The 22051-nt window shown below is 40.9% G+C and carries 18 protein-coding genes; 12 read left to right on the top strand and 6 right to left on the bottom strand.

What is annotated here, in order from left to right:
- Positions 1–28 precede the first annotated feature (28 nt).
- Positions 29–607: a helix-turn-helix domain-containing protein gene (locus I6758_RS11410; RefSeq protein WP_091649126.1), complete on the bottom strand. Its 579-nt coding sequence runs from the start codon at positions 605–607 to the stop codon at positions 29–31.
- A gap of 77 nt (positions 608–684) precedes the next feature.
- On the opposite strand from I6758_RS11410, the gene I6758_RS11405 reads away from it, so the two are divergent.
- Positions 685–2835 carry a DNA topoisomerase 3 gene (locus tag I6758_RS11405; RefSeq protein ID WP_330998051.1) on the top strand — a complete coding sequence of 717 codons (2151 nt, stop codon included), beginning with the start codon at positions 685–687 and terminating at the stop codon, positions 2833–2835.
- A 12-nt stretch (positions 2836–2847) separates the two neighbouring features.
- Positions 2848–3315 carry a hypothetical protein gene (locus tag I6758_RS11400; RefSeq protein ID WP_196605392.1) on the top strand — a complete coding sequence of 156 codons (468 nt, stop codon included), beginning with the start codon at positions 2848–2850 and terminating at the stop codon, positions 3313–3315.
- Between the two features lie 88 nt (positions 3316–3403).
- Here the strand turns inward: I6758_RS11400 and I6758_RS11395 are convergent, their stop codons facing one another.
- Positions 3404–4645, bottom strand: a complete 1242-nt coding sequence (locus tag I6758_RS11395) for an IS256 family transposase (protein WP_196605391.1) — start codon at positions 4643–4645, stop codon at positions 3404–3406.
- A 232-nt stretch (positions 4646–4877) separates the two neighbouring features.
- Here I6758_RS11395 and I6758_RS11390 point away from each other — a divergent pair, with 232 nt between their 5' ends.
- The gene (locus I6758_RS11390) at positions 4878–5024 is read left to right on the top strand and encodes a hypothetical protein (RefSeq protein ID WP_196605390.1); all 147 of its coding nucleotides are present in this window, start codon (positions 4878–4880) and stop codon (positions 5022–5024) included.
- A gap of 187 nt (positions 5025–5211) precedes the next feature.
- Here I6758_RS11390 and I6758_RS11385 read toward each other — a convergent pair whose 3' ends face one another.
- On the bottom strand, positions 5212–6024 hold the full coding sequence (locus tag I6758_RS11385; RefSeq protein WP_091649119.1) for a MerR family transcriptional regulator: 813 nt from the start codon (positions 6022–6024) through the stop codon (positions 5212–5214).
- 202 nt (positions 6025–6226) lie between these two features.
- On the opposite strand from I6758_RS11385, the gene I6758_RS11380 reads away from it, so the two are divergent.
- From I6758_RS11380 to I6758_RS11350, 7 genes are all read left to right on the top strand, one after another.
- Positions 6227–7513: a TolC family protein gene (locus I6758_RS11380; RefSeq protein ID WP_196605389.1), complete on the top strand. Its 1287-nt coding sequence runs from the start codon at positions 6227–6229 to the stop codon at positions 7511–7513.
- Positions 7500–8609 (top strand): efflux RND transporter periplasmic adaptor subunit, encoded by a 1110-nt coding sequence (locus tag I6758_RS11375; RefSeq protein ID WP_196605388.1) that lies wholly within the window; start codon positions 7500–7502, stop codon positions 8607–8609. Before I6758_RS11380 ends, I6758_RS11375 begins: the two co-directional genes overlap by 14 nt.
- A complete protein-coding gene (locus tag I6758_RS11370; RefSeq protein ID WP_196605387.1) occupies positions 8606–11668 on the top strand; it encodes an efflux RND transporter permease subunit in 3063 nt (1020 codons plus the stop codon). Before I6758_RS11375 ends, I6758_RS11370 begins: the two co-directional genes overlap by 4 nt.
- A gap of 501 nt (positions 11669–12169) precedes the next feature.
- Positions 12170–13081, top strand: coding sequence for a stalk domain-containing protein (locus I6758_RS11365; RefSeq protein ID WP_196605386.1), 912 nt, complete (start codon positions 12170–12172; stop codon positions 13079–13081).
- A 584-nt stretch (positions 13082–13665) separates the two neighbouring features.
- Positions 13666–14208: a GNAT family N-acetyltransferase gene (locus I6758_RS11360; RefSeq protein ID WP_330998050.1), complete on the top strand. Its 543-nt coding sequence runs from the start codon at positions 13666–13668 to the stop codon at positions 14206–14208.
- Complete coding sequence (locus I6758_RS11355; protein ID WP_196605385.1) at positions 14205–15422, top strand: MFS transporter; 1218 nt, start codon at positions 14205–14207, stop codon at positions 15420–15422. Before I6758_RS11360 ends, I6758_RS11355 begins: the two co-directional genes overlap by 4 nt.
- A 553-nt stretch (positions 15423–15975) precedes the next feature.
- On the top strand, positions 15976–16320 hold the full coding sequence (locus I6758_RS11350; protein WP_196605384.1) for an RNA polymerase sigma factor: 345 nt from the start codon (positions 15976–15978) through the stop codon (positions 16318–16320).
- A 33-nt stretch (positions 16321–16353) separates the two neighbouring features.
- On the opposite strand, the gene I6758_RS11345 is transcribed toward I6758_RS11350, so the two are convergent.
- From I6758_RS11345 to I6758_RS11335, 3 genes are all read right to left on the bottom strand, one after another.
- Positions 16354–17229 (bottom strand): methionyl aminopeptidase, encoded by an 876-nt coding sequence (locus tag I6758_RS11345; RefSeq protein WP_196605383.1) that lies wholly within the window; start codon positions 17227–17229, stop codon positions 16354–16356.
- A gap of 15 nt (positions 17230–17244) precedes the next feature.
- The gene (locus tag I6758_RS11340) at positions 17245–17619 is read right to left on the bottom strand and encodes a helix-turn-helix transcriptional regulator (protein ID WP_196605382.1); all 375 of its coding nucleotides are present in this window, start codon (positions 17617–17619) and stop codon (positions 17245–17247) included.
- Between the two features lie 247 nt (positions 17620–17866).
- Positions 17867–18802 carry an AraC family transcriptional regulator gene (locus I6758_RS11335; protein ID WP_196605381.1) on the bottom strand — a complete coding sequence of 312 codons (936 nt, stop codon included), beginning with the start codon at positions 18800–18802 and terminating at the stop codon, positions 17867–17869.
- Between the two features lie 437 nt (positions 18803–19239).
- Here I6758_RS11335 and I6758_RS11330 point away from each other — a divergent pair, with 437 nt between their 5' ends.
- Both I6758_RS11330 and I6758_RS11325 read left to right on the top strand, forming a co-directional pair.
- Complete coding sequence (locus tag I6758_RS11330) at positions 19240–20934, top strand: methyl-accepting chemotaxis protein (protein ID WP_196605380.1); 1695 nt, start codon at positions 19240–19242, stop codon at positions 20932–20934.
- 180 nt (positions 20935–21114) lie between these two features.
- A complete protein-coding gene (locus I6758_RS11325) occupies positions 21115–21981 on the top strand; it encodes an NAD(P)-dependent oxidoreductase (protein ID WP_196605379.1) in 867 nt (288 codons plus the stop codon).
- The last annotated feature ends 70 nt before the right edge of the window (positions 21982–22051 follow it).

Raw genomic sequence — 22051 nt, 5'->3', positions numbered from 1 at the left:
TTTGTCACAGCCCCTAAAGGTATACATTCTATTTTTCTTTGGTAAATGATGAGACAAAGAGCTCTAAACATTGACGGCAAAGTTTGAGCTTATCATGGGAAAGGGCATTTAAGAGCTTGTTGATGCGTGTCCGTTCCCAATCTGTTGCAGTATCTTCCAAGACTTGTTTTGGCGAAGTTGGCTGATTGTTTTCTCCATAGAGTAACCATTCAAGGGAAAACCCCATTTTACCAAGCTTTTGTATGACTTCTGCAGAAGGGATTGTGCCGTGTTCAATCGAGGAAAGGGCTGATTGACTGATAGATAAATCTTTAGCGAATTCTTCTTGTGACTTGTCGTAATACACACGAATAACTTTGATGCGCTGCGCTAAGGTATCTGCTTCTGTATCTACAGTAGCATCCTTGGCAGGGGTTTTTCCAGAAAGATAATCCGTTGTCACATCAAAAATTTCCGCGACTTTTTCAAGAAGCTCTGGTGTTGGCTCATCTTTTCCAGTCTCATACAAAGAAATTTGTACTTGGGAGGTATTTAAAAGATCCGCCAGTTCGCCTTGCGTCATTTTACCTTTTCGTATTTCTTTCAGTCGTTTTGCAAATTCACTCAACCCAATCACCTACTTATATATTTACCATAAAACAAATAATATATATTATATTTTATCACAATAAAAATAAAAAGGAAGTGTTTCTTTTGAGTAAAGTTACGTATATAGCAGAAAAGCCGGATATAGGAAAGGCCTTGGCGACCTATTTATGGCCGGATGGAAATTGTCATAAGGAAAAAGGCTTTATCCAGCAGGGAGATACGACCGTGACATGGGCGTTTGGACATATTCTAGGGCTTGCTTCACCGGAAGAGTATGGCGAAGAATATAAGGCTTGGGCCAATTATCCGATACTTCCGAAAGTATGGAAACTGAAACCGGCAGCTGCTGCCGTTGCACAACTAGCCGTGATAAAAAAGCTTTTAATGGAAGCTGATATTGTTGTTCATGCGGGTGACCCTGATCGTGAGGGCCAATTGCTCATTGATGAAATCCTTCATTATTTACAGTTTAAGGGGAAAGTGCAGCGTATTCTTATTAATGCAAAAGACGATGAAAGCTTGAAACGGGCTTTTGCGCAGATTACGGATAATAAAAGATATGAAAATTTGTATTATGCCGGATTGGGGAGAGAACAAGCAGATTGGCTGATTGGGATGAATCTTACTCGCGCCTATACCGTAAATGCAAGAAAATATGGCTATGAAAATACCTTTCGCATTGGCCGGGTGAAAGTGCCAACATTAGCATTGGTTGTAAATCGGGAAAAAGAAATCAAGGGCTTCAAGTCAACAAAATACTATGAACTAAAAGGAATCTTTGAAAAAGATGGTATTCCGTTTAAGGCAACTTTGAAACCAGCAGAAAATTTGCTGCTGGATGAAGAAAACCGTGTCAAAGACAAAAATATTCTGCAGGCCATTAAGTTGAAGCTTGAAAAAGCAGAGGTTATCATCCGGGATGTGCAGGGAAAAGATATGGTGCAACATCCGCCATTGCCGCATTCATTGGATACATTACAGGTAGAAGCAAATAAGAAATATGGCTTTTCGCCAAAAGAAGTATTGGTTGCGGTACAGGATATGTATGAAAAGAAATATGTTTCCTATCCGCGTAGTGATTGTAACTACATTCCGGTATCGCAAAAAGCGGATGCTGCAAGAATTTTGCCTGTGCTTGCGGCAATTGGAATTGCTGGAGCTGATACCGCTGATATAGAAATTACGAGCAAGGCTTTCAACGATCAGAAAATAACGGCCCATCATGCCATTATTCCCACAGGCATTCAGCCGGAAAAGCTAATGGAACCTGAGCAGAAAATTTATGTACTTATAGCGAAACGATACGTACTGCAATTTTTGCCAGCCCATGAATATAAAAAGATCACATTTACTGTGGAGGTTGCTGATGAAATTTTTACGGGCAGTGGGAAAATTATATTAAAGCAAGGGTATAAGGCGTATGAAGCTGAAGATCCAGAGCTGGAAATAGCGGAATCTAACATAAAGCTTCCGGCGCTTAAAATAGGTGACAAAATAGAAAAAGCCAATTATTCCATTACTGATAAGGTGACAACGCCACCAAAGCGATTTACAGAAGGTACATTGTTGGCGGCCATGGCAAATATTTGGCGCTTCGTAGATACGAAAAATCCTAACCGAGAAAAACTAAAAGAGGTTAAGGGGATCGGCACTCCGGCAACACGGGATACGATTATTGCGGAACTGCAGGCAGATATAATGAATGGAAAACCATTAGAGCCGTGTATGACAAAAATAAAAAAAGAACTGATACCTACAGAATTCGGTACCAGGCTGATAGAAAATGTGGATCAATCTCTTACACTACCAGATGCAACAGCAGAAATGGAATATGTCTTGTCTGAAATTGCGGCAGGAAATAAAAGTTTGTCTGAATATATGGACGAGATGATCACTATGGTTCATCAAAATATCCAGTTTGCTGAAAATAGGAAGTTTCCTCTGCCAAAAGGCAAAGCGCTTCAAGAGTGCCCAGTCTGCAGCAAAGGGGAACTTCTCCGGCATTATTCGCCAAAGGTGAAAAAGTACTTTCACATCTGCAGTAATTCGGATTGTGTTTCCCCAGTAACGGGTAGAAAACTTTTTTATGAAGATGACCATGGAAAACCTCTCGTTGTAAAATGCCCAGGTTGTGGAACAATTCTTGTTCGTATTTTGAAAAATGGAACGTTTTGGCTTTGCAGCAAATGTAATAAAACTTTTAATGACAAGGCTGGTAAGCCGGATTTATTGCCAAAGAAAAAATAGCAGGAGGATTTTATGGATACGGAAATAGATGAATTATTAGAAGACGAATATGCTGCGCAACAGATGGAAGCACAACATGTTCATTCCTCAGAAGTAAATAGTGAAAATGAGAATAAAGCAGAGATGGAAATCTCTGCTTTATTAGTAGATATTAGTGAAACCCTGCGGCTTTTAAGTGAACAGATAATACGCTTAAATGAGGTAACAAAAATCTTACCGGAAACAGTAGCTGCTTTAAGAACAACAACAGAGACAGTCGAGTGTATTTCTAATGAGTTGCCAGCTATGGTTCGTGAACAGTGTTTAGAAGAATATAAGAAAATCTTTGCAAATGCGGTGAAGAATTATAATCAGATGCAAAAAGCATCTGATAGGTGGCAAAAATCTTTAGATAAAAAGCAAGAGAAGCGATTTGAAATAATTACTATTTCAGCAATAGTGACGCCTGTATTACTGATTTTGTTAATAAGCCTTAAATAGAAATATGGGGCTATGAATAAAAGTCTGTAAATAAGGTCTTCTATGATAGTTAATAAATAATTAATAAATCGTCATTTCGTTAGAGCTATCATGCCAGTAATCTGTCAGAGTACATGATGACCAGTTCACCTCTTACCTTTCCCCAATTCCGAAGTGGCATAGTCCATTTCTTGGCAGCCTCGAAAGTGGACAGGTACAAAGCCTTGAGCAGAGCCTGTGAACTTGGGAAAACACTTCGCTGACGGTTTAAACGGCGGTAGGAAGAATTTAAACTCTCAATGGTGTTCGTTGTATAGAAAGCTGCACGAACATCTATCGAAAACTTAAAGATTGGTGTTATGACATCCCAGTGATCATGCCACCGTTTCATGGCTGCTGGATACTGGGACGTCCATTTCTTATCTACTTCCTCTAACCGTTTGACAGCAGTTTTTTCGTCAGGAGCGGTATAGATCGTCCGAAGATCTCTGGCAAAATTCTTCATGTCCTTATTGGCTACATATTTAAGGGTATTACGTACCATATGCACAATACAGCGCTGGTGTTCTGTTTTTGGAAAGGCTGCAGCAATAGCTTCCTTAAGCGCTGTGAGTCCGTCCGAGCAGAGGATAAGAATATCCTGGACGCCGCGATTCTTAAGACCGTTCAGAACACTCAGCCAGTATTTACTGTTTTCATTTTCACCGACTTCAAGGGCGAGTACTTCTTTGTAGCCATCCTCATTGATGCCGAGCACAACATATGCAGCCAACTTGCTGACAATACTGTCATGACGTACCGAAAAATGAATGGCGTCAATAAAGATAATAGGATAGACGCTGGCAAGTGGCCGACACTGCCACTCTTCAATCTGGGGCAGGATTTTGTCAGTGACATCCGATATGAAGCCTTCTGATGCCTCAAACCCATAGATATCCTCGATGGTTTCAGAAATTTGTTTGGTCGTCATTCCTTTGGCATACATGGAAATTATTTTCTGGTCAATGGCAGAGATGTCCTTCTGACGCTTCTTGACAACCTGTGGTTTGAATGAGGATTGCCGATCCTGAGGAACGTCAATCTGAAAGCTGCCATAACTGCTGTTCATTTGCTTTGGTTTATAACCGTTGCGGGCGTTCTCGCTGTCGGAGCGTTCCGATTTGCTATAGCCCAGGTGTTCATCCATTTCAGACTCCATCATCTCTTTGATGGTGCCGCCAAGCAGATCCTTCAGGGCATCTTGGATGTCATTTGGTTTCTCAATGTTATACTCTTGGAAGAGCTGCTGGATAATAGCCCGCTTCCCATCGGTCATTTCAACCTTGTGAATCTCTTTCCGCTGTTTTGCCATGATAAAAAGGCCTCCTATGATTAGATTGTACCATAGAAGACCTTATGACTTCGAGTGGAAGTTTGTTTACAGAGATTTTTTCTTAGGCTCAGAAATATACTTGTAACTTTTTAAATTGCTTATCATAAAATGTAGTGAAACCTACTAAGAATGATACTGTATTACATATTCTCTAAAATTAGCGGAGGCTTTAGATAAAGAACATTTTTGTTTTCGGATGTTTGTAGCTTTGATGGCTAATCCATCCATAGCTTTGGCTCATTCTGGTGCACTGCTTGATATAGCAGTAAATACTATTGCCGAGGCCTATTACTTTCGTTCTTCTGCAATTTTCAGATATTCCAATAGAAAATCATACGACTTTTTTGGGACGATCTAAGCACGTGGAGTGTTGCGTTTGTAATTTGGCTGAAAAATAGAGAACTTATAGAAAAACCGTTCCTTTGCTGTAATAATGTGTTGCATATTATTACAGCAAAGGAACGGTTTTTTGTTTATTCGACTTCCGGTATATTTTGCAAATATTTGTCCCGGTTTTGCTTAGTATTTCTGCATAAGGCAAGCGGTTACTTCACTCCATTACTGATTGCTACTGAAATTTCTGTAATATAGCTAGTCTCATCCTCTGTGGCGAGGTTGTTGATAATATAATTTTCATAGAGATCTCCTAACATCATTAACTGGTTTGATTTTATATATGTTAGTAGTTTATCGTAGGTATCGTCAAGCGTGTCATAAGGCCCATTATGATAAGTACACAGGTAGTTGCCGGCCGGTTTCAACCTAACATATTGATCCACTATAGCGTTGTCTAATGCAACAAACATTGACTCCTTAACATCTTCTAAAGGTTCAAGTGTTGTGATACATCCTACATTCCAATAAAACGGAATAGAATAGCTGGTCATACGCTCTGTGATTTTCAATAGGGTCAAGTAATAATCAGGAAATCCATTGACATACTGTACAGGCATTGCCAAAAGGTGCTGTTCGGCTACAGCCTTTACCCTAAACTCATAGTCTTTCATTTCTTCAATCTGCTTGATTTGAATGAGATTTTTATATAACCTGCTTTTGGCTGTTTGGAGATTCTCAATTTTGTTTTGAATTTCAGAAATTTGATTTTTCAGTATAGTACTGGTTTCATTTACCGTCCTCTGCGCCAGAAGGCTTTTAATTTTACTTAAGGGTATCCCCGTTTCCCGAAGCGAGAGAATTAAATACAACAGGTCAAATTGAGCTAACGTATAGTAACGGTATCCGTTGTTAGGGTCTTTATATTTGGGCTTCAGAATGCCGGTCTTATCGTAAAAAAGCAGCGTCTGTTTGGTAATGCCGAATATTTTGCATACCTGTCCTGAAGTAAATTGTAAATCCATAATTGTTTCTCCTAAAGTTATACTAGTGTGCTTGACTATATTCTAAGAATATAGTTTATGCTGGATTTTGTCAATATAATGTGAAGGTCGTAATCCAATTGCCTTACTCAAATCAAGAATTTACTTTTTCATTTTAGTTTTCTGCTTAATTATAGGCCAAAATCAGTAAGAATTAATTGAAATCTTAAAAAGGGAGAGAATCATGAACCTAAAAAAAACTTTACTTTTATGTGGCATAGCTCTAATGGTTTGCATGCTCGGGCCAGTGTACGCATCCCAGCCTGCTCAACTGACGATAGCCGACAGTGTCCGGCTGGCAATTACGCATAGCCCGGCGTTAAAGGCTGCTAAAGCGGAAACAGAAAAAGCATCCTGGTTAGTGAAGGAAAATCATTCAGCTTATCTGCCCACTCTCAGTGCAAATCATTTACAAGCATATAATAATCCGGACACAACCACTTATCCATCTAATTATCGCTCTTCTTCTATAGAAGCAAAAACAATATTATACAGCGGCGGACTCACTGAAGGCCTGGTGGGCCAAGCCAAGGAACTTTACACTGGTGCACAGCATAACTTTACATATACCAAACAGCAAGTTATTACCAATACTTATTTGGCCTATTACAACGTCCTGCAAGCGGAAAAAAATGTGGCCCTTGCTGACGAAGCTGTTCAACGTCTGACACAGCATTTGTCCATCGTCCAGGCGCAATATTCCGAGGGGACAGTGATTAAAAGCGATGTGCTGCGAACCGAAGTCGAACTGGCTCAGGCCAAGCAAAACCAAAGCAAAACTAAAAACACCTGCAGATTCGCCAGCAGCCAGTTTGCTACGTTGCTCGGACTTCCCGCTGATCAGGATATTGCTTTAGCCGACATCAGCGAAACAGTAGCCTATGATGGCTCGATAGCTCAGGCCATTCAAACCGCACTAACACAGCGGTCAGATTTCAAACAAATCTGTCAGGAAGAAAAAGCCGCTCAGTATGGCACGCAGATCGCGAAAAGCGGCTATTTACCAACTGTGAGCCTGTCACTCAAGAAAGAGTGTCAGAATCAAGATAGTGCCCCTAATCCATGGAGCACTCAATTGACAGTCGGCTTCAATCTATTTGACGGCAGCAAAACCAAATCCAAAATCAAACAAGCTGAGTGGGAAATTACGAAAACTCATGAACTTCTGCAGCAAAAGATGGAGCAAATTACATTAGAAACCAAAGAAGCCTATTTCAATTTACAAAATGCCCGCACGGCTCTAGATATCGCCTCTCAGGTGGTTGACAAAGCGGAAGAAGATTATGCAATTGCCCAAGTGCGCTACCAGTCTGGTCTCGGCACCAACCTGGATGTCATCGATTCCCAGGGAGCACTTACTTCCGCCAAGCTCAACTACACCAATGCCCGCTATGACTATAACAAATACAGCGTACAATTGGCACAGGCAATGGGAACTATTACGGAGGAGGATACCCATGATAAAGAATAAACCTCGCACTAGAACTTTAATGATTATACTGATTGTGGTGCTGCTTGTCGGCACTGCCGCTTGGCGGATATATAAAGCTCAGCAACAGGCCGTTTTAAGTATCCAGCCTCTGGCCGTTACTACCGCAGAAGCAAGACAAACGAAAAAGCCAAATACACTCAAATTAACCGGTACGGTCGAAGGACTGACCTCGGCTATTATTAGCAGTCGTTTTGCCGGTAAAATCGATCAAATACTTGTTGAAGACGGGCAAGCTGTCCAAAAGGGAGCAACACTACTGACACTGGATACCATAGAGATGGCAAATGCTGTTCGCATTGCTCAAAACAACGTTCGGCAAACTGAGGCCAATTTGAATACCGCCCAGGCCGATTACCAGCGCTATAATAATCTGTATGCCAAAAACGCCGTGACCAAACAACAACTCGAAAGTGCAGAAACCCGTTTGATTACCAGCCGTACCGAGGTTGATAACGCTTATGCTAATTTGAACAATGCCCAGAAACAAATTGAAGACGGCAGCATCATAAGCCCAGTAACCGGCGTAATCGCCAATAAAGCTGCCACCATTGGACAAGTCGTTTCACCCGGCACTACGCTCCTTACCGTAGAACAAATTGACCAGGTGTACGTTGTGGTAAATGTCGAGCAAAAGGATATTGCCCTAGCCAAGATGGGAGCCGCTGTAACCGTTACCGTGGACGCCTATCCTGATCAAACTTTTACAGGAACAGTAGCGGTCATAAATCCAGTGGCAGGCAATGAAAGCCGTATGTTCCGGGTAAAAATCAAAGTGGATAATTCTAATCAATTGTTAAAGCCAGGCATGTTTGCGCAAACAACCTTAACATCGGGCGAACCTGTGACTACTTTGGCGATACCGCGGTCAGCGATAATGACCCAAAAGGGTTTGCACTATGTCTATGTCGCAACTAACCACCAAGCGAAAAAAACTTTGGTGGAAACCGGTGATTTAATCGGTGACTTGATGGAAGTCAAAACAGGGCTTCAGCCAGGCATGTTCGTGGTCGTCGACAATCTTGATAAAATCAAAGACGGTGATGCTTTACTGACCGAAGGAGGCATAAGCCGATGAGTTTGCCAGAAATTAGCATCAAACGCCCGGTTTTTGCCACCGTTACCCTGCTGGCCCTTATATTACTGGGGATTGTCAGTTACTTGCGCATGAATGTGGACGAAATGCCGGATGTATCCTTCCCGTACGTAACAGTCAGCATTACCTACGAAGGCGCGCTGCCGGAACAAATTGACACGCAAGTCACAAAAAAAGTAGAAGAAGCGGTCGGCGAGGCCAAAGGAGTTAAACATATTCAGTCCACATCCCGCGAAGGTGAAGCAGAAATCGGCGTTCAGTTTAATCTGGATATCGATCCGTCCGTGGCTGCACAGGATGTTCGGGATAAAATCAGCGCTATCCGCAGCGAACTGCCTGATAACATCAAAGAGCCCGTCATCGCCCGCTATGACATGAAAGCAGCCCCCGTTGTCGCTGTTGCCCTTACCAGTGAAACAGCAAATCTCCGCGAACTAAGCATCCTGGTGGAAGATGTGATTAAACCTCGCCTGCAGAAAATTGGCGGCGTTGGCCAGCTGAAAATATCCGGTTTGCAGAAACGTGAAGTCCAACTGCTGCTGGACCGGGACAAAATTCCTGCCTTCGGTTTTTCTATACCGGAAATCACCCAGCGTCTGCAGCAGGAAAACATGGATATTCCCGCCGGTAAACTGACAGAAGCCAGTCAGGAATTATCGGTACGTACGGCCGGTAATTTTAAAACTCCCCAGGATTTTCTCTCTGTCATCATAGGTACCAAAAATGGCGCACCGGTCTATTACCGGCAGATTGGCACTGTGAAGGACACAATCAAAGATGTTGAGACACTTGCCCGTTACGACAATCAGCAGGCCATCGGCATTGAAGTCGGTAAACAGTCTGGTGCCAATGCCGTAAACGTAGCTAAACAAGTGAAGACCGAACTGAAAAATATCCAACAGGATCTGCCACCGGGCGTTACTCTGCATATGGTCCGCGATGATGCTCAGCGAATTGAGGACTCCATGCATGAAGTTTGGTTCGACCTCATAATCGGCGGTTTGTTTGCCGTAATTATCGTGCTATGGTTTCTTGGTGACTGGCGTAGTACGCTTATCAGTGCAATAGCCATTCCCGCCTCAATAGTAGCCACTTTTTTCTTTATGAAATTGGCCAATTTTTCCATCAACACCATGTCGCTCTTGGGCCTTTCGCTGTCGGTCGGCCTCCTCATTGATGATGCTATCGTTGTCATTGAAAATATTATCCGCCACCGACAAATGGGAAAACCAGCCATGGAAGCCGCTGCGGATGGAACCAAAGAAATTGCCCTGGCGGTTATGGCCACTACCTTTACCGTCGTCGCCGTATTTATTCCGGTCGGCTTTATGTCCGGTGTAGTCGGCCAATATTTTAAAGAATTTGGATTGACCATCGCTTTTGCCGTATTGGTCTCGCTCTTCATTGCTTTTACCTTGACGCCGATGATGGCAGCCTTGTATCTGCCGGTTGGACAGCACCACGGGGTATCAGGACGCATAGGACAGTGGTGGTTCAAGTGGAATAGTTGGTTTGACCAGATGGCTGATGCCTACGCTGTTATATTGAAAAAATTGCTCGTCCAGCATCGCAAAAAGGTATTGGGTGCCTCAATCATCCTATTTGTTTTCAGCATGATGCTGTTCCCGTACCTGGGCACATCCTTTATTCCCATTACCGACCAGGCACAATTCACCGTTAAAGTAACAACGCAGGCCGGTCCGACGGTAGAAGCATTGAACAATACTACCCAAAAAATGATCAAGGAACTCGAGTCACTTCCTGAAATTAAACATGTCTACAGCACCTCGTCTGCTAAGGAACAAACCCTATTTGTAACACTGGTGCCCAAAAAAGAACGACAGCGCAGTCAAAACGATGTAATCATTGAAGTGCGCAATAAACTCAACTGTCTTCCTGGCGTCCGAATTGATATTGAACAAGGGGACGGTAAACCTGTTGCCGTCTCAATAACAGGTGATTCTGTAGAAAAATTGGGAGAAATCGCCGGACAACTGCAGCTAAAAATGGAGGCTATTCCCGGTGTGCAAGACATCGTTTCCAGTTACCGTCCCGGTGCACCGAATCTGGATATTACGATTAAACAAGAGCGGGCCAACGATTTGGCCGTTTCCACCGCCACCATCGGCAACACCCTCCAAACCCTGCTAAACGGAACAGTCATCGGCAAATACAGCGACAGCGACGAGCGCGTCGATATCCGTACGCGTCTGACCGTGCTAGACCGCAGCCGCCCCGAAAGCTTGAATACTATCTATGTACCCAGTGAAAAAACAAAATCTGATGGGCAAAAGATGCTGCTCCCGCTGTCCCAGGTAACAGAGTGGCAATATACAACAAGCCCGGCGGAAATCAACCGCTATGACCGGCAAAAAGAAATTCGCCTGACCGCAAATCTGGAGAAAACGACCCTGGGCGACTTTAACAACCAGTTTTACCCGGGTATTAAGGATATCCACATGCCGGTTGGCTACCGGACCGATGCTGCCGGCCAGTCAGAAGACATGGATGAATCCTTCTCCAGTATGGGCGTTGCCTTGGGGCTAGCAGTTGCCTTCATCTTCATGATACTGGCAGCACAGTTTGAAAGCTATACCGAACCGTTTGCCATTATGCTCTCTTTGCCATTGGCTATTATCGGCGCACTGTTTGGGCTGTTTTTAGCCGGCAGCGAACTCAGTGTGATTTCGCTCATCGGCATCATGATGCTAATGGGACTTGTCACCAAAAACGCGATTCTCTTGATTGACTTTGCTAAACAGCGCATGCAAGAATCGGTTTCTTGCAACGAAGCTCTGGTAGATGCAGCCCGCACTCGGTTACGCCCTATTTTAATGACCAGTATAGCCATGATTTTCGGTATGCTCCCCATCGCCTTATCTATCGGTCCTGGTGCTGAAACACGCGCACCCATGGCGCATGCAATTATCGGCGGACTGCTTACTTCGACGCTGCTTACACTAATAGTCATACCTGTCGTCTATTCACTCATTCATGACTGGAAAGCCCCCCGTTCCCATCCACCTGCAGATGCCTCTTAGTTAATGGGTTCAAATAATATATCAGGATTTCAGAAAGTACGACCACGCCCAGTCGAGTAAAACATCTTATATTGATTATGGTATTAACTGTTCTTTACTGTTGCCAATATAACATTTATGGTTGTCAATGCCGTATGAAACCGGATAATGCAGCTAGTGATAACAATCTGTTTTTCGGTGTAGCGGCTAAGCAAAATCTTCCTGTTGGAGTTGGGTATATGCGACTTATCGAAAAAGAATGCATCTGAAGGATATCGTCATTGGTCTTACTATAATATGGGGCCCGCCAACAAAATGCAGATTTTATACGCTAAGCAAATTTTCCTAGAAGAATAGCATTTTCCTGTACTCCAGACTTCAAATGTCAAACTCAGGAGCTGCAAAAGATTGTCTAAAAAATAGTCGCTAATAAAAAAACATTACTTATATAATAAATATCCGTTATATAGGTTAGAAGCTCAATTTCAAAATAATATATACAAAGAGAGGATTGGTTTAACAATGAAAAAAATACTTGTTGGTTTCTTATGTACTATAACTATGATGTTTGCAGCAGTGCCTGCATTTGCTTCTGAGACATCCAAGGCGCTTATTTCTCTGAATAACACTGCTATGACGCTGAAATCTCCCGCAATGCAGTATACTCTTAAAATCAATGGCAAGAATGTTGACCTTGGAACACTAAAAATTGTTGAAATGAAAGAACAAATCATGGTTCCGCTCAGAATCACAGCGGAAGCACTTGGATTTACCGTGACGTGGGATGGAACAAAGCGAACCATCCACATGGATAATGGCATCATGCAAACCGACTTAACCCTGGGGGAAGAGAACTATTTTGCATACAGCAGTAAAGCTATCGGAATGACAGCACCGCAAAGACTGGGAGTGGCTCCGACAATCATTAAAGGTTCCAGCTATGTACCGCTTGATTTCTTTAAAATATTAGTAACTGATCCGAATTGTGTCAGTATAAAAGATAGTATTATAAGCATATCAACTGGTTCGACTAAACGGGACGAAATACCTAACCCTTTGGTAAATTACAGTACCTTGGATGAAGCGAGAAAAGCAATAGGATTTACATTTGCAGTACCTACAATCCTGCCGGATGGTTATCAAATGAAAGATATTATTGTGATAAATAACAACCTGGCTGAAATATTCTACTTGAAAGGTGACAGCCAGATTATATATCGTACTGCCAAGGGAAATGCTGATATCAGTGGTGATTATAATGTTTATGATAAAGTCAAGACTGTTACTGTTGGAAATACCGAAATTACCGTAAAAGGTAAAAGTGACAGTATCAATCTTGCTACATGGACAAAGGGCGGAGCAAGCTTCTCCTTATCCTTTGACGAAGCCGTCAATGAGAAAGCATTGTCAACAATCATTAAAAGTATCAAATAATAAGTTTGGCTTTAATGAGGAAGAATTGGGTATTGTCAAAATATATGACCTTGGGGCTCTGCCCCCAACCCCGAGGTTTATCACTTCTGTTTTCCAAGGCAAAGATAAGGAAAAGCGACACTCTCACACGAGCATCGCCGCCTCGCCAAACCCATATGTCGATCGGGTTGCACCTCTGTGTTGCCCTATCCTGCACATGAGTAAAAGCAATATTAGTGTCCCAAGAATCATGGATGGTTATTCCATTTACACAGTTATTGATACACTACCGTACGCTAAGGGAAATGGCTTTATTGGTATTCACCAGGGTTTTATACGCAAATCCCGTCCAATAGGAAAGAGCATTTTCTACAGTGATTCATCATTGGGGAAAATGCTCTTTATTTTGTAGCTCTATAAATTTAGATTCAAATAAACGTTGTCAAGATCATTTTGAGTAACTACGTAATTGCCACTACTTAATTAGCAATGTATTGACTATATTCTAACAATATAGTTTACACTGAATGATGTCAATATAAAGCAATGGAGTGTTATGCAGCATGATTTATAAAATAGCGCCTTGGAAGTGGAGGCGAGACGCCATGCGTCTTACGCAAGTGAATAGCTATGGGTTAAAACAAAGGCAAGAAACCAATATGAATATAGAAATTAAAGAAGTAACTAAAGAAACTGCCAACAGTATTTTACAATTACAGGTAAGCACAAAGCAAAAAGTTTATATTGAATCAACCCGGCAATGTCTGACAAACGCATTGGCGTGCAGCCACTATAAACCTGCTGGACTCTATATGGATGGCATTTTAATGGGTTTTGCCATGTATGGATATTTCCCCAGAGAGGGAACCGACGGCCGAGTATGGTTAGACCGGTTCTTTATTGATGAAAAATATCAGGGGCACAGGTTGGGAAACATATTGTTAGAGGCCTTAATCCGGCATCTTACCGCTTTATATCATTGCAACAAGATATTTTTGAGTGTCTACGAAGATAATCAACACGCCTTGTATCTGTTTCAAAAATTCGGCTTCGTTTTTAATGGGGAATTGGATATTAACAATGAAAAAGTAATGGTAAGGACAATCACATCTACATCAAATAAGAATCCTGCCGAACCGGGAGCATGAGAAACATAGAAAGAAGTAGTGATATGCTGCACGCATTATTACGCAATAAAGTATTTATTATTGTCACTATCGCCGACTTGATTCAGCAACTAGGTATTTGGATACGCAACATGGCCCTGTTGTTTTATGTCATGGATCTCACTGAGAATGATCCTGTTGCCGTTTCGTTATTGACCGTATTAGAATATCTGCCGATACTCTTATTTTCGTTGATTGGCGGCGCCTTGGCCGACCGATGGGAACCAAAACGGACAATGATCATGGGCGATCTGTTAAGCGCCGTCTCAATTGCCGGCATTGTTTTATCGATGCAGGCAGGTTATGGAAAAACAATATTTGCTGCCGTATTTATCTCCGCTGTGATTACCCAATTTTCTTGGCCTTCTTCCAGCGTTATGTTTAAGCGGCACATCCCCGAACAACAAGTCACTACCGCGATCAGCATATCAGCAGCCTTAGCCTCTTTGTTTGTGATTATCGGTCCGATTATCGGCACACTTATTTTTACATGGTTGGGCATTTATGCTTCACTGACTGTATTAGTCATCCTATTTCTTTGCTCGGCCGCCATGCAAACAGCTTTACCTAAGGTCAGCCAACGAACCTCCTACGCTGCAGTTACTCTGAGCCACCAGTTCAAAAAAAGCTATTCCTATCTACTAAACAATAAAAACCTTCGGGCTTTGGTGGTGGGGTTAACCTTGTTAGAGCTTGGTCTGGGACTAATCCAGCCATTAGAAGTCTATATTGTTATGGACCGGCTGGGTTTAGAAAAAGAAGCCATCCAATGGCTTTACGGACTGTATGGAATCGGTATGTTTGCCGGCGGTGTGCTTTCCGCCAGAATGATTCATAAAATTCAAGCAACCAACTCGACAAGTGCAGGATTTTGTGTACTGGCGCTGCTCATCATTAGCGAGGCATTGTCAATTTGGTTTTTATTCACAGGCAGCATACGTTTTATGGCCGGAATCGTCGCCGCTTTCTTACAAGTCGTGATCGAAGCATTCTTGATACGATTTACCGCTGAACGTTACATTGGTATTATCAATGGTACCATTTCAACGCTTGTAGTTACGGGAACCTTGCTGGGCTCTTCGATGGCCGGAGTATTGATGAAGCATACTTCTCTGCTATTTGTATACTGCTTGGCGTCTGGCATTGTCTTCGCTGCCGGAATATATTGCAGGAAACTGGAACTAAACAATAAATAGGTAGAAAATTGTATGAAAACATTTGTCGTAACGGTCTATCCGCGGACTGATTCTTTGACAGGGAGCATAACCAAAAAGGTTGCTGTGGGATAGAGTACAGGACTGCACTATCACTTACTGCTTGGACTCATCATCATAATGGGCTGATGCGATTGCTATATCGCAAAATATGATGTAATGAGTTAGATGACTTATTTTCAAGGATAGGTGATGGAGAAAGTTTTAATTTGACTCATTTTCTAATGGCGCAATAAGTATGAGTAATTCTGTTAGATAGTTTATTTTAGGCGATGGCGATTTAAGTAGAATGCTGTTAGGAAAAATTTAACAATTATTAAAAGTATGCTTTAGTATTATTTGCCCACATTGAATTCGTTGGATTGAGTGACGAATTTAGTGTGGTGTTTTTTTTGAAAAATTTAATCAAGTTTGCCAAAAAAGAAATTCGAATTGTTTTAGTTATATGAAAGGGATTTATAAGGAGTCTTTGCAAGGAAAAATTTAATATGGGCAGCGTGAGCAGAGTCTCTTTTGAAAAAAGGGGGCTACTGTATTGGGCTGCCAAGAGCAATTTGATAGTTTTTGCAAAAAAATCTTAAAGAATCACGTTCGTAATTATGAGAAAAAATTGCGCAGAAATCAGAGTAGGGAATGTTTTTATGAAGATGTTTATAAAGATTATAGATTACGTCAGTATTTTTCTGTTACGCCGCATGAAGAAGCTTATATTTTTAAAGTAATGAATATGGAGGTCATGGTAAATGATTTTTTTTTAGGAGCAGCTTTGGAAAAATTAGATGATGATCAACGAGACATTGTCTTATTATCTTATTTTTTTGAAATGACAGATAAGGAAATTGCTGAGTACCTCAATTTGATTCGGGCAATAGTTCTCTGATTGCTGGAGAAAATTTGAAAATCTATTTGCTGCTTAATATGCCAGCACCTCATAACCCGCTTCGGTTACTAAAACTGTTTTTTCCCATTGAGCAGAGGGCTTTCCGTCGGCAGTACGAATAGTCCAATTGTCATTTGCATCTGTTACTATTTTAGAAATTCCCATATTTATCATAGGTTCTACGGTAAAAACCAGTCCTGGAACCAGGAGCATTCCTGTACCTTGTTTTGTCACATGGCTAACCCAAGGCTCTTCGTGAAATTCTAGACCAATGCCATGACCTCCAATTTCCCGAACCACAGTATAGCCATTTTTCTCAGCATGATTATTTACTGCCTGTCCAACATCGCCGAGAAAGCCCCAAGGTTTTACTTGTGCAAGACCCATATCCAAGCACTCTTTGGCGATATCAACCAATTTTTGTTTTTGGGGAGAAACAGAACCAACGCAAAACATACGTGAAGAATCTGAAAAAAAACCATTGTAAATTGTAGATACATCAATATTCACAATATCTCCATTTTTCAAGAGAATATGTTTCGCAGGAATGCCATGACATACAACATCATTAATTGAAATACATACGCTTTTGGGGTATCCCTCGTAATGAAGATCTGCAGGAATTCCTCTGAGCTCTTTAGTTTTTTCATAAATGAGTCGATCAAGCTCTTCGGTGGCTGCTCCATCGACCACAAAATTTTCAATAAAATCAAGTATAGCAATATTCCGTCTGCCGCTTTCCCTGATACCTTCTATTTGCTGCTTGGTTTTTAGTAATTTTTGGTCTGGTACTTCAAATCCTTTTAAGCGATAAATTTCCATTTGTTCATTAATAAAAGCGTGGCATTTTTTATATTTTCGCCCGCTGCCACACCAACATAAATTATTTCTTCCAAACTTATCAGACATTTTATCTCTCCGCATTTATAAATTTGAGGAGGCAGTATACCTTATGGCTGGGGTGAGCTCAGAAAAATTACCGCAGGCTTTCCGATATTGTCGTGGTGAACATTGAAAAGCCTGTGAAAAAGCTCTTGCAAACGCTTCAGATGACAAGTATCCATATCGAAAAGCAATATCAGTTATTCTATCATTGGTCACACAGAGATCATAAGCGGCAGCTTTTAATTTACATTGGACTAGAAACTGTTTATATGTCATACCCATGTGCCTTCGAAAGTTTGTTGAGCAATAATATGGTGAATAACCAATATATGATGACATGCTTTGCAGACTTGGTTTTTCCGTTATGTTATTTTCTATCCACTTTACCATTAACTCTATTGTTTGCACAGACATTTGCCTCACTCCTTTTTCCAGTATAACAATTCTCGCAAACAATTACCTGATATAAGTTGCACAGATGAAATAAAATTATCGTAAGCAATCTTTGCAATTTGACTGAAACAAGAGTTTACAAACGATGTTAATTGCCACATAGGTTATCAAAACCATATATTATAATTTATACTAAGCAAATAATAATATATTCAAAATAAGATGTAGAAACTGTTTTCGGCAGTACATAAAAGTATAAAGAAATCTTTTATGTGTTCTGTGCTAAGTTTAGCCGAAGCCGTTTAATATCGCCAATTGGGGGTAATCCAAACATTCGTAGATATTCTCTGCTGAATTGTGAAGGACTGTCATAACCAACCTGATATGCGACAGTTGCGGCTTCAGATGATTCCGATAACAATAAACGTCGTGCCTCCTGTAATCTGATTTGTTTTTGATACTGTAATGGAGTCATAGCAGTTACATCCTTAAAATGACGATGCAACGATGCAGAACTCATATTTGCAATTACAGCCATATCATCGATGCGTAAGTTCTTGTCATAATTATTTTTAATATATTCGGTTACTGCCGCAATACGAGAGAAATTGCTGTCTGCCAGAGCAATTAATTTCAAAGCATCTTCTTGTTCATCACAGAGAATCCTATAGAGAATCTCACGGATTATTAACGGAGCAAGTATAGAGATGTCTTTGGGGCTGTCCAGAAGCTGAACAAGTCTCACTACTGCATCGAGAAGGCTGAACGGCATCTTTCTCAAAAACAAACTGCGGCCGGATCTTTTTATTTTATTTGGCAGAAGATCGGATCCTTTTATAATATCCAAGATAAGATTGGGATCCAGGTCCAGGCGGATTGCCAAATAGGGACATTCACGTGAAGCCATGATCACTCTTCCGGTAATTGGTACCCCAACAGATACCGCAAGATAGTCAGAAATGCCATATCGGTAACTTTCTGAGCCCAGCATTACTATTTTTTCTCCTTGAGCGACTATACAGAGAGAAGGTTTTTGAATATGACATATAGGCACTGCAATATTTGAATCACAAATAAGATGCAGAGATGAAATTTTAGTTTCATGATCTCCGTCACTGCCAGAAAAATACTTAATAAGTCTGGCTAGTTCTTGTTGCTTCGTAATTATATCCTTTGTGGATGGTAAAGTTATAAAACCAGGCATTGACGAGCTCCTCCATCAGATTTTATTTTTGTCATATCTTAATAGTATACTCAGATAATATGTAATAAAAATGATAGTATTATGCAATAAGTTGATGTAAATATTATACCATGAATTACTATTTTAAGGATATAATAATATCGAGCGGCATGTTAATGCCTAAAAAATGATATTAACATGCAATAATAAACAGAAAAAGGAGTAGTGCTATGGAAAAAAATAAGAAAAATAAATGTATAGGAATATGAAGGATCGATGTTAGTTGCACTCACCAGAAGATTTTGACCGACAAGGTATATAGTTGAAGAAATATCTCACGATGTTGAGTAATCTCAGCGTAAGCTGCACATCAAATTTGTATTGTGCTCGACCTTTGCATCCAATATGTTGATAAACAGAAACACCTTATTATTTGTGCTATTTAAGGAGGAAAAACCATGAAGCTTTGGAAGAAAATTTTTCTGGGATACTTTGCAATTGTGATTATTACGATCATAGCCAATATTTTAGGCATTTATCTTGTAAACGGCATGAATTCCATCACTAAATATATGCAGTCCAATCAACTTGTTTTATTTGAAAAAACTAATCAGGCCGGACAGAACAGCATAAATGAATCCAGTATGTTATATAAATTTGTTTTGACCGGACAGGATTCATATCTTGAGCAATATAACAATATTTATAAAGAAAACAATACTTTACTCACCTATCTTGAACAACGGGCAATATCTTCGCAGGGAAAACAGCTTGCTATAGATTTACGGACGCTGGAAGACAATTATAAAAAAATCGTCGACACCAGACTTGTTCCTGCTAAACGCACCAATAACGAAGCCGAAGTTTCCTCAATAATCCAAAATGAGCTGGAACCAATTGATATAAGTATTCAGGAAAGTTCCGATGCTTACAGGAAGTTTCGTGAAACACAACTGGGAAATAGTTTTGATCAGGCATATACGAATGGGGAAGCTGTGATAATTTCCTTAATAATATCCAGCTTGATCGTCACTGGTTTGGGAATATCAGTTGGTTTTTTTATCACTCGAAGCATAGCTAAACCGCTAAAAAGCCTTGTAGAGAAATTGGAAATGGTTGCCGACGGTGATTTCAGTTTCAAAATTGATGAAAAAAATTTAAGAGATAATAGCGAAATCGGTGATATTTACCGTGCTGTCAATACTATGGTAAAAAGTATCGGCAATATTTTGAGAAAAATTCTAAACTCTTCTGAAACATTGGCAGCATCGTCAGAAGAGCTGACAGCAAGCACTGAACAGTCTGCACAAGCTTCAAATCAGGTAGCAGGGGCTGTTGCCGGAGTTGCTCAGAGTACAGATAGGCAGTTGCTATTAACTACCAATGCAAATACAACAGTCCAACAAATTTCCAATGCAATCAACCAGGTCGCTTCCAGCACTGAAACGGTTTCCAGTTCTGCTGAAAAAGCAGCATCCGTTGCTAATAGCGGAGAAGATGCCGTTAAGCAGGCGATAAGTCAGATGAATATTATTGAACAAAAAACCAATGATACCTCCAATGTAGTCAATGAATTGGAGGAAAAATCGGAACAAATCGGACAGATCGTTGATGCCATTTCCAAGATTTCCGGGCAAACGAACTTATTGGCTTTAAATGCGGCAATAGAAGCGGCAAGAGCAGGTGAAGCCGGCAGGGGATTTGCTGTAGTAGCAGAAGAAATTCGTAAATTAGCGGAAGAATCCCAAGAAGCGGCAAAGCAAATAACAGAGCTTGTCAATGATGTGCAGACAAAAACTGACAGTGCTGTGACTTTTATGAATGACAGTAAAGGTGAAGTTGATGCAGGCACAAAAATTGTAGCGACGGCAGGAGAAAGTTTTGAGAAAATATTGGCAATGGTGCGCGACATGACCGGGCGGATATATGAAATATCAGAAGCCGTTGAAGCAGTGATAGGCAGTACCCAAAATATTGTCAGTGCTGTACAGGAAATAGACAATGAAAGCCAAAAAAACTCTGAGCAGACTCAATCTATTTCAGCTGCTGCACAGGAACAATCAGCGTCTATTGAAGAGATTGCTTCATCAAGCCAGCATTTGGCAAAAATGGCGGATGACCTGCAGCAAGCTGTCCGGAAATTCAAAATATGATTTTATAATTTACTTAATTCCTCTGCATCAAATTAGTGAATATTTCAATGTGCCGCATAAAACAGCATGATTTTTCCAGCACTGAATTCCATTCTGTGTGCAATAAGTGTATGCAGATAAGCCGGAAAAAAATGAATTTATTGTATAAGAAAACAATGAAATCTGAAGAGGAGAATTAGTATGAAAATTGGATGGATAGGACTAGGTGCAATGGGGATGCCAATGGTTCGTCATTTGGCATGTGGGGGGCACGAAATAATAATTTACAATCGAACGAAATCCCGTGCTGCCGCATTACAATGTTATGGTTGCAAAATTGCCAATAATCCGGCAGAAGTGTGCGATGCAGATATTATTTTTACTATGCTTTGGGATGATCAGGCAGTTGAAGCCATCACCTTTGGTGAAAATGGGATTCTCAGCGCATCTGGATATAAGCTGCATGTAGGTATGAGTACTGTTAGCCCGCAATTTGCCAAACGTCTTGCGAATGCTCACGCTGAACATGGACAAGATTATATTTCGGCGCCGGTATTCGGGAGACCATTGGCAGCAGAGACCGCACAACTCGGCATTGTTGTCGCAGGGCAAGATGCGGCGATTAAGCGCGCAGCTGAGTTATTGAATCTTATGGGGACAGTATTTATAACAGGGAAAGACGCGTGGAAGGCAAATCTTATTAAGCTTACTGGCAACTTTATGATTGGAGCAATGCTCGAAGTATTGGGAGAGGCATTTGCATTAATACGCAAATCCGGAGTTGATCCGGTACGATTTTTAAATGTAGTGAATGGCACTGTTTTACGATCTCCAGTATATGAAAATTATGGTAAATCAATCATCGAAGAAGATTTTAGTAAAGGTGGTTTACAGATAGGATTGAAGGATATTAGTTTTATACGTGATATTGCAGTTAAATCTGGTATACCAATGCCTGTTGCTGCATTGGTACAGGATCGTCTTTTAGTAGGATATTCACGTAACTATGCTGAATTGGACTGGAATGTGATCGCAAAAATTATTGCCGAAGATGCTGGAATAAAATAACCTTTAACAATGAATTGATGGAACACGGTCAGGCAAGTAGACAAATTTTAAAAGTATAATCTATAAAAAT

The organism is Pectinatus haikarae (genome assembly GCF_015732185.1).
Lineage (GTDB): Bacteria > Bacillota > Negativicutes > Selenomonadales > Selenomonadaceae > Pectinatus > Pectinatus haikarae.
This window is presented reverse-complemented; position numbering and strand designations above follow the sequence as displayed.

Coding starts and splice junctions, on each gene's coding strand:
- I6758_RS11385 (WP_091649119.1), bottom strand. CDS start 6,024: ATGGATTTACAATTTACTTCAGGACAGGTATGCAAAATATTCGGCATT.
- I6758_RS11390 (WP_196605390.1), top strand. CDS start 4,878: ATGGCTAATCCATCCATAGCTTTGGCTCATTCTGGTGCACTGCTTGAT.
- I6758_RS11355 (WP_196605385.1), top strand. CDS start 14,205: ATGAGAAACATAGAAAGAAGTAGTGATATGCTGCACGCATTATTACGC.
- I6758_RS11380 (WP_196605389.1), top strand. CDS start 6,227: ATGAACCTAAAAAAAACTTTACTTTTATGTGGCATAGCTCTAATGGTT.
- I6758_RS11370 (WP_196605387.1), top strand. CDS start 8,606: ATGAGTTTGCCAGAAATTAGCATCAAACGCCCGGTTTTTGCCACCGTT.
- I6758_RS11345 (WP_196605383.1), bottom strand. CDS start 17,229: ATGTCTGATAAGTTTGGAAGAAATAATTTATGTTGGTGTGGCAGCGGG.
- I6758_RS11330 (WP_196605380.1), top strand. CDS start 19,240: ATGAAGCTTTGGAAGAAAATTTTTCTGGGATACTTTGCAATTGTGATT.
- I6758_RS11335 (WP_196605381.1), bottom strand. CDS start 18,802: ATGCCTGGTTTTATAACTTTACCATCCACAAAGGATATAATTACGAAG.
- I6758_RS11400 (WP_196605392.1), top strand. CDS start 2,848: ATGGATACGGAAATAGATGAATTATTAGAAGACGAATATGCTGCGCAA.
- I6758_RS11325 (WP_196605379.1), top strand. CDS start 21,115: ATGAAAATTGGATGGATAGGACTAGGTGCAATGGGGATGCCAATGGTT.
- I6758_RS11340 (WP_196605382.1), bottom strand. CDS start 17,619: ATGTCTGTGCAAACAATAGAGTTAATGGTAAAGTGGATAGAAAATAAC.
- I6758_RS11360 (WP_330998050.1), top strand. CDS start 13,666: ATGCGTCTTACGCAAGTGAATAGCTATGGGTTAAAACAAAGGCAAGAA.
- I6758_RS11375 (WP_196605388.1), top strand. CDS start 7,500: ATGATAAAGAATAAACCTCGCACTAGAACTTTAATGATTATACTGATT.
- I6758_RS11395 (WP_196605391.1), bottom strand. CDS start 4,645: ATGGCAAAACAGCGGAAAGAGATTCACAAGGTTGAAATGACCGATGGG.
- I6758_RS11365 (WP_196605386.1), top strand. CDS start 12,170: ATGAAAAAAATACTTGTTGGTTTCTTATGTACTATAACTATGATGTTT.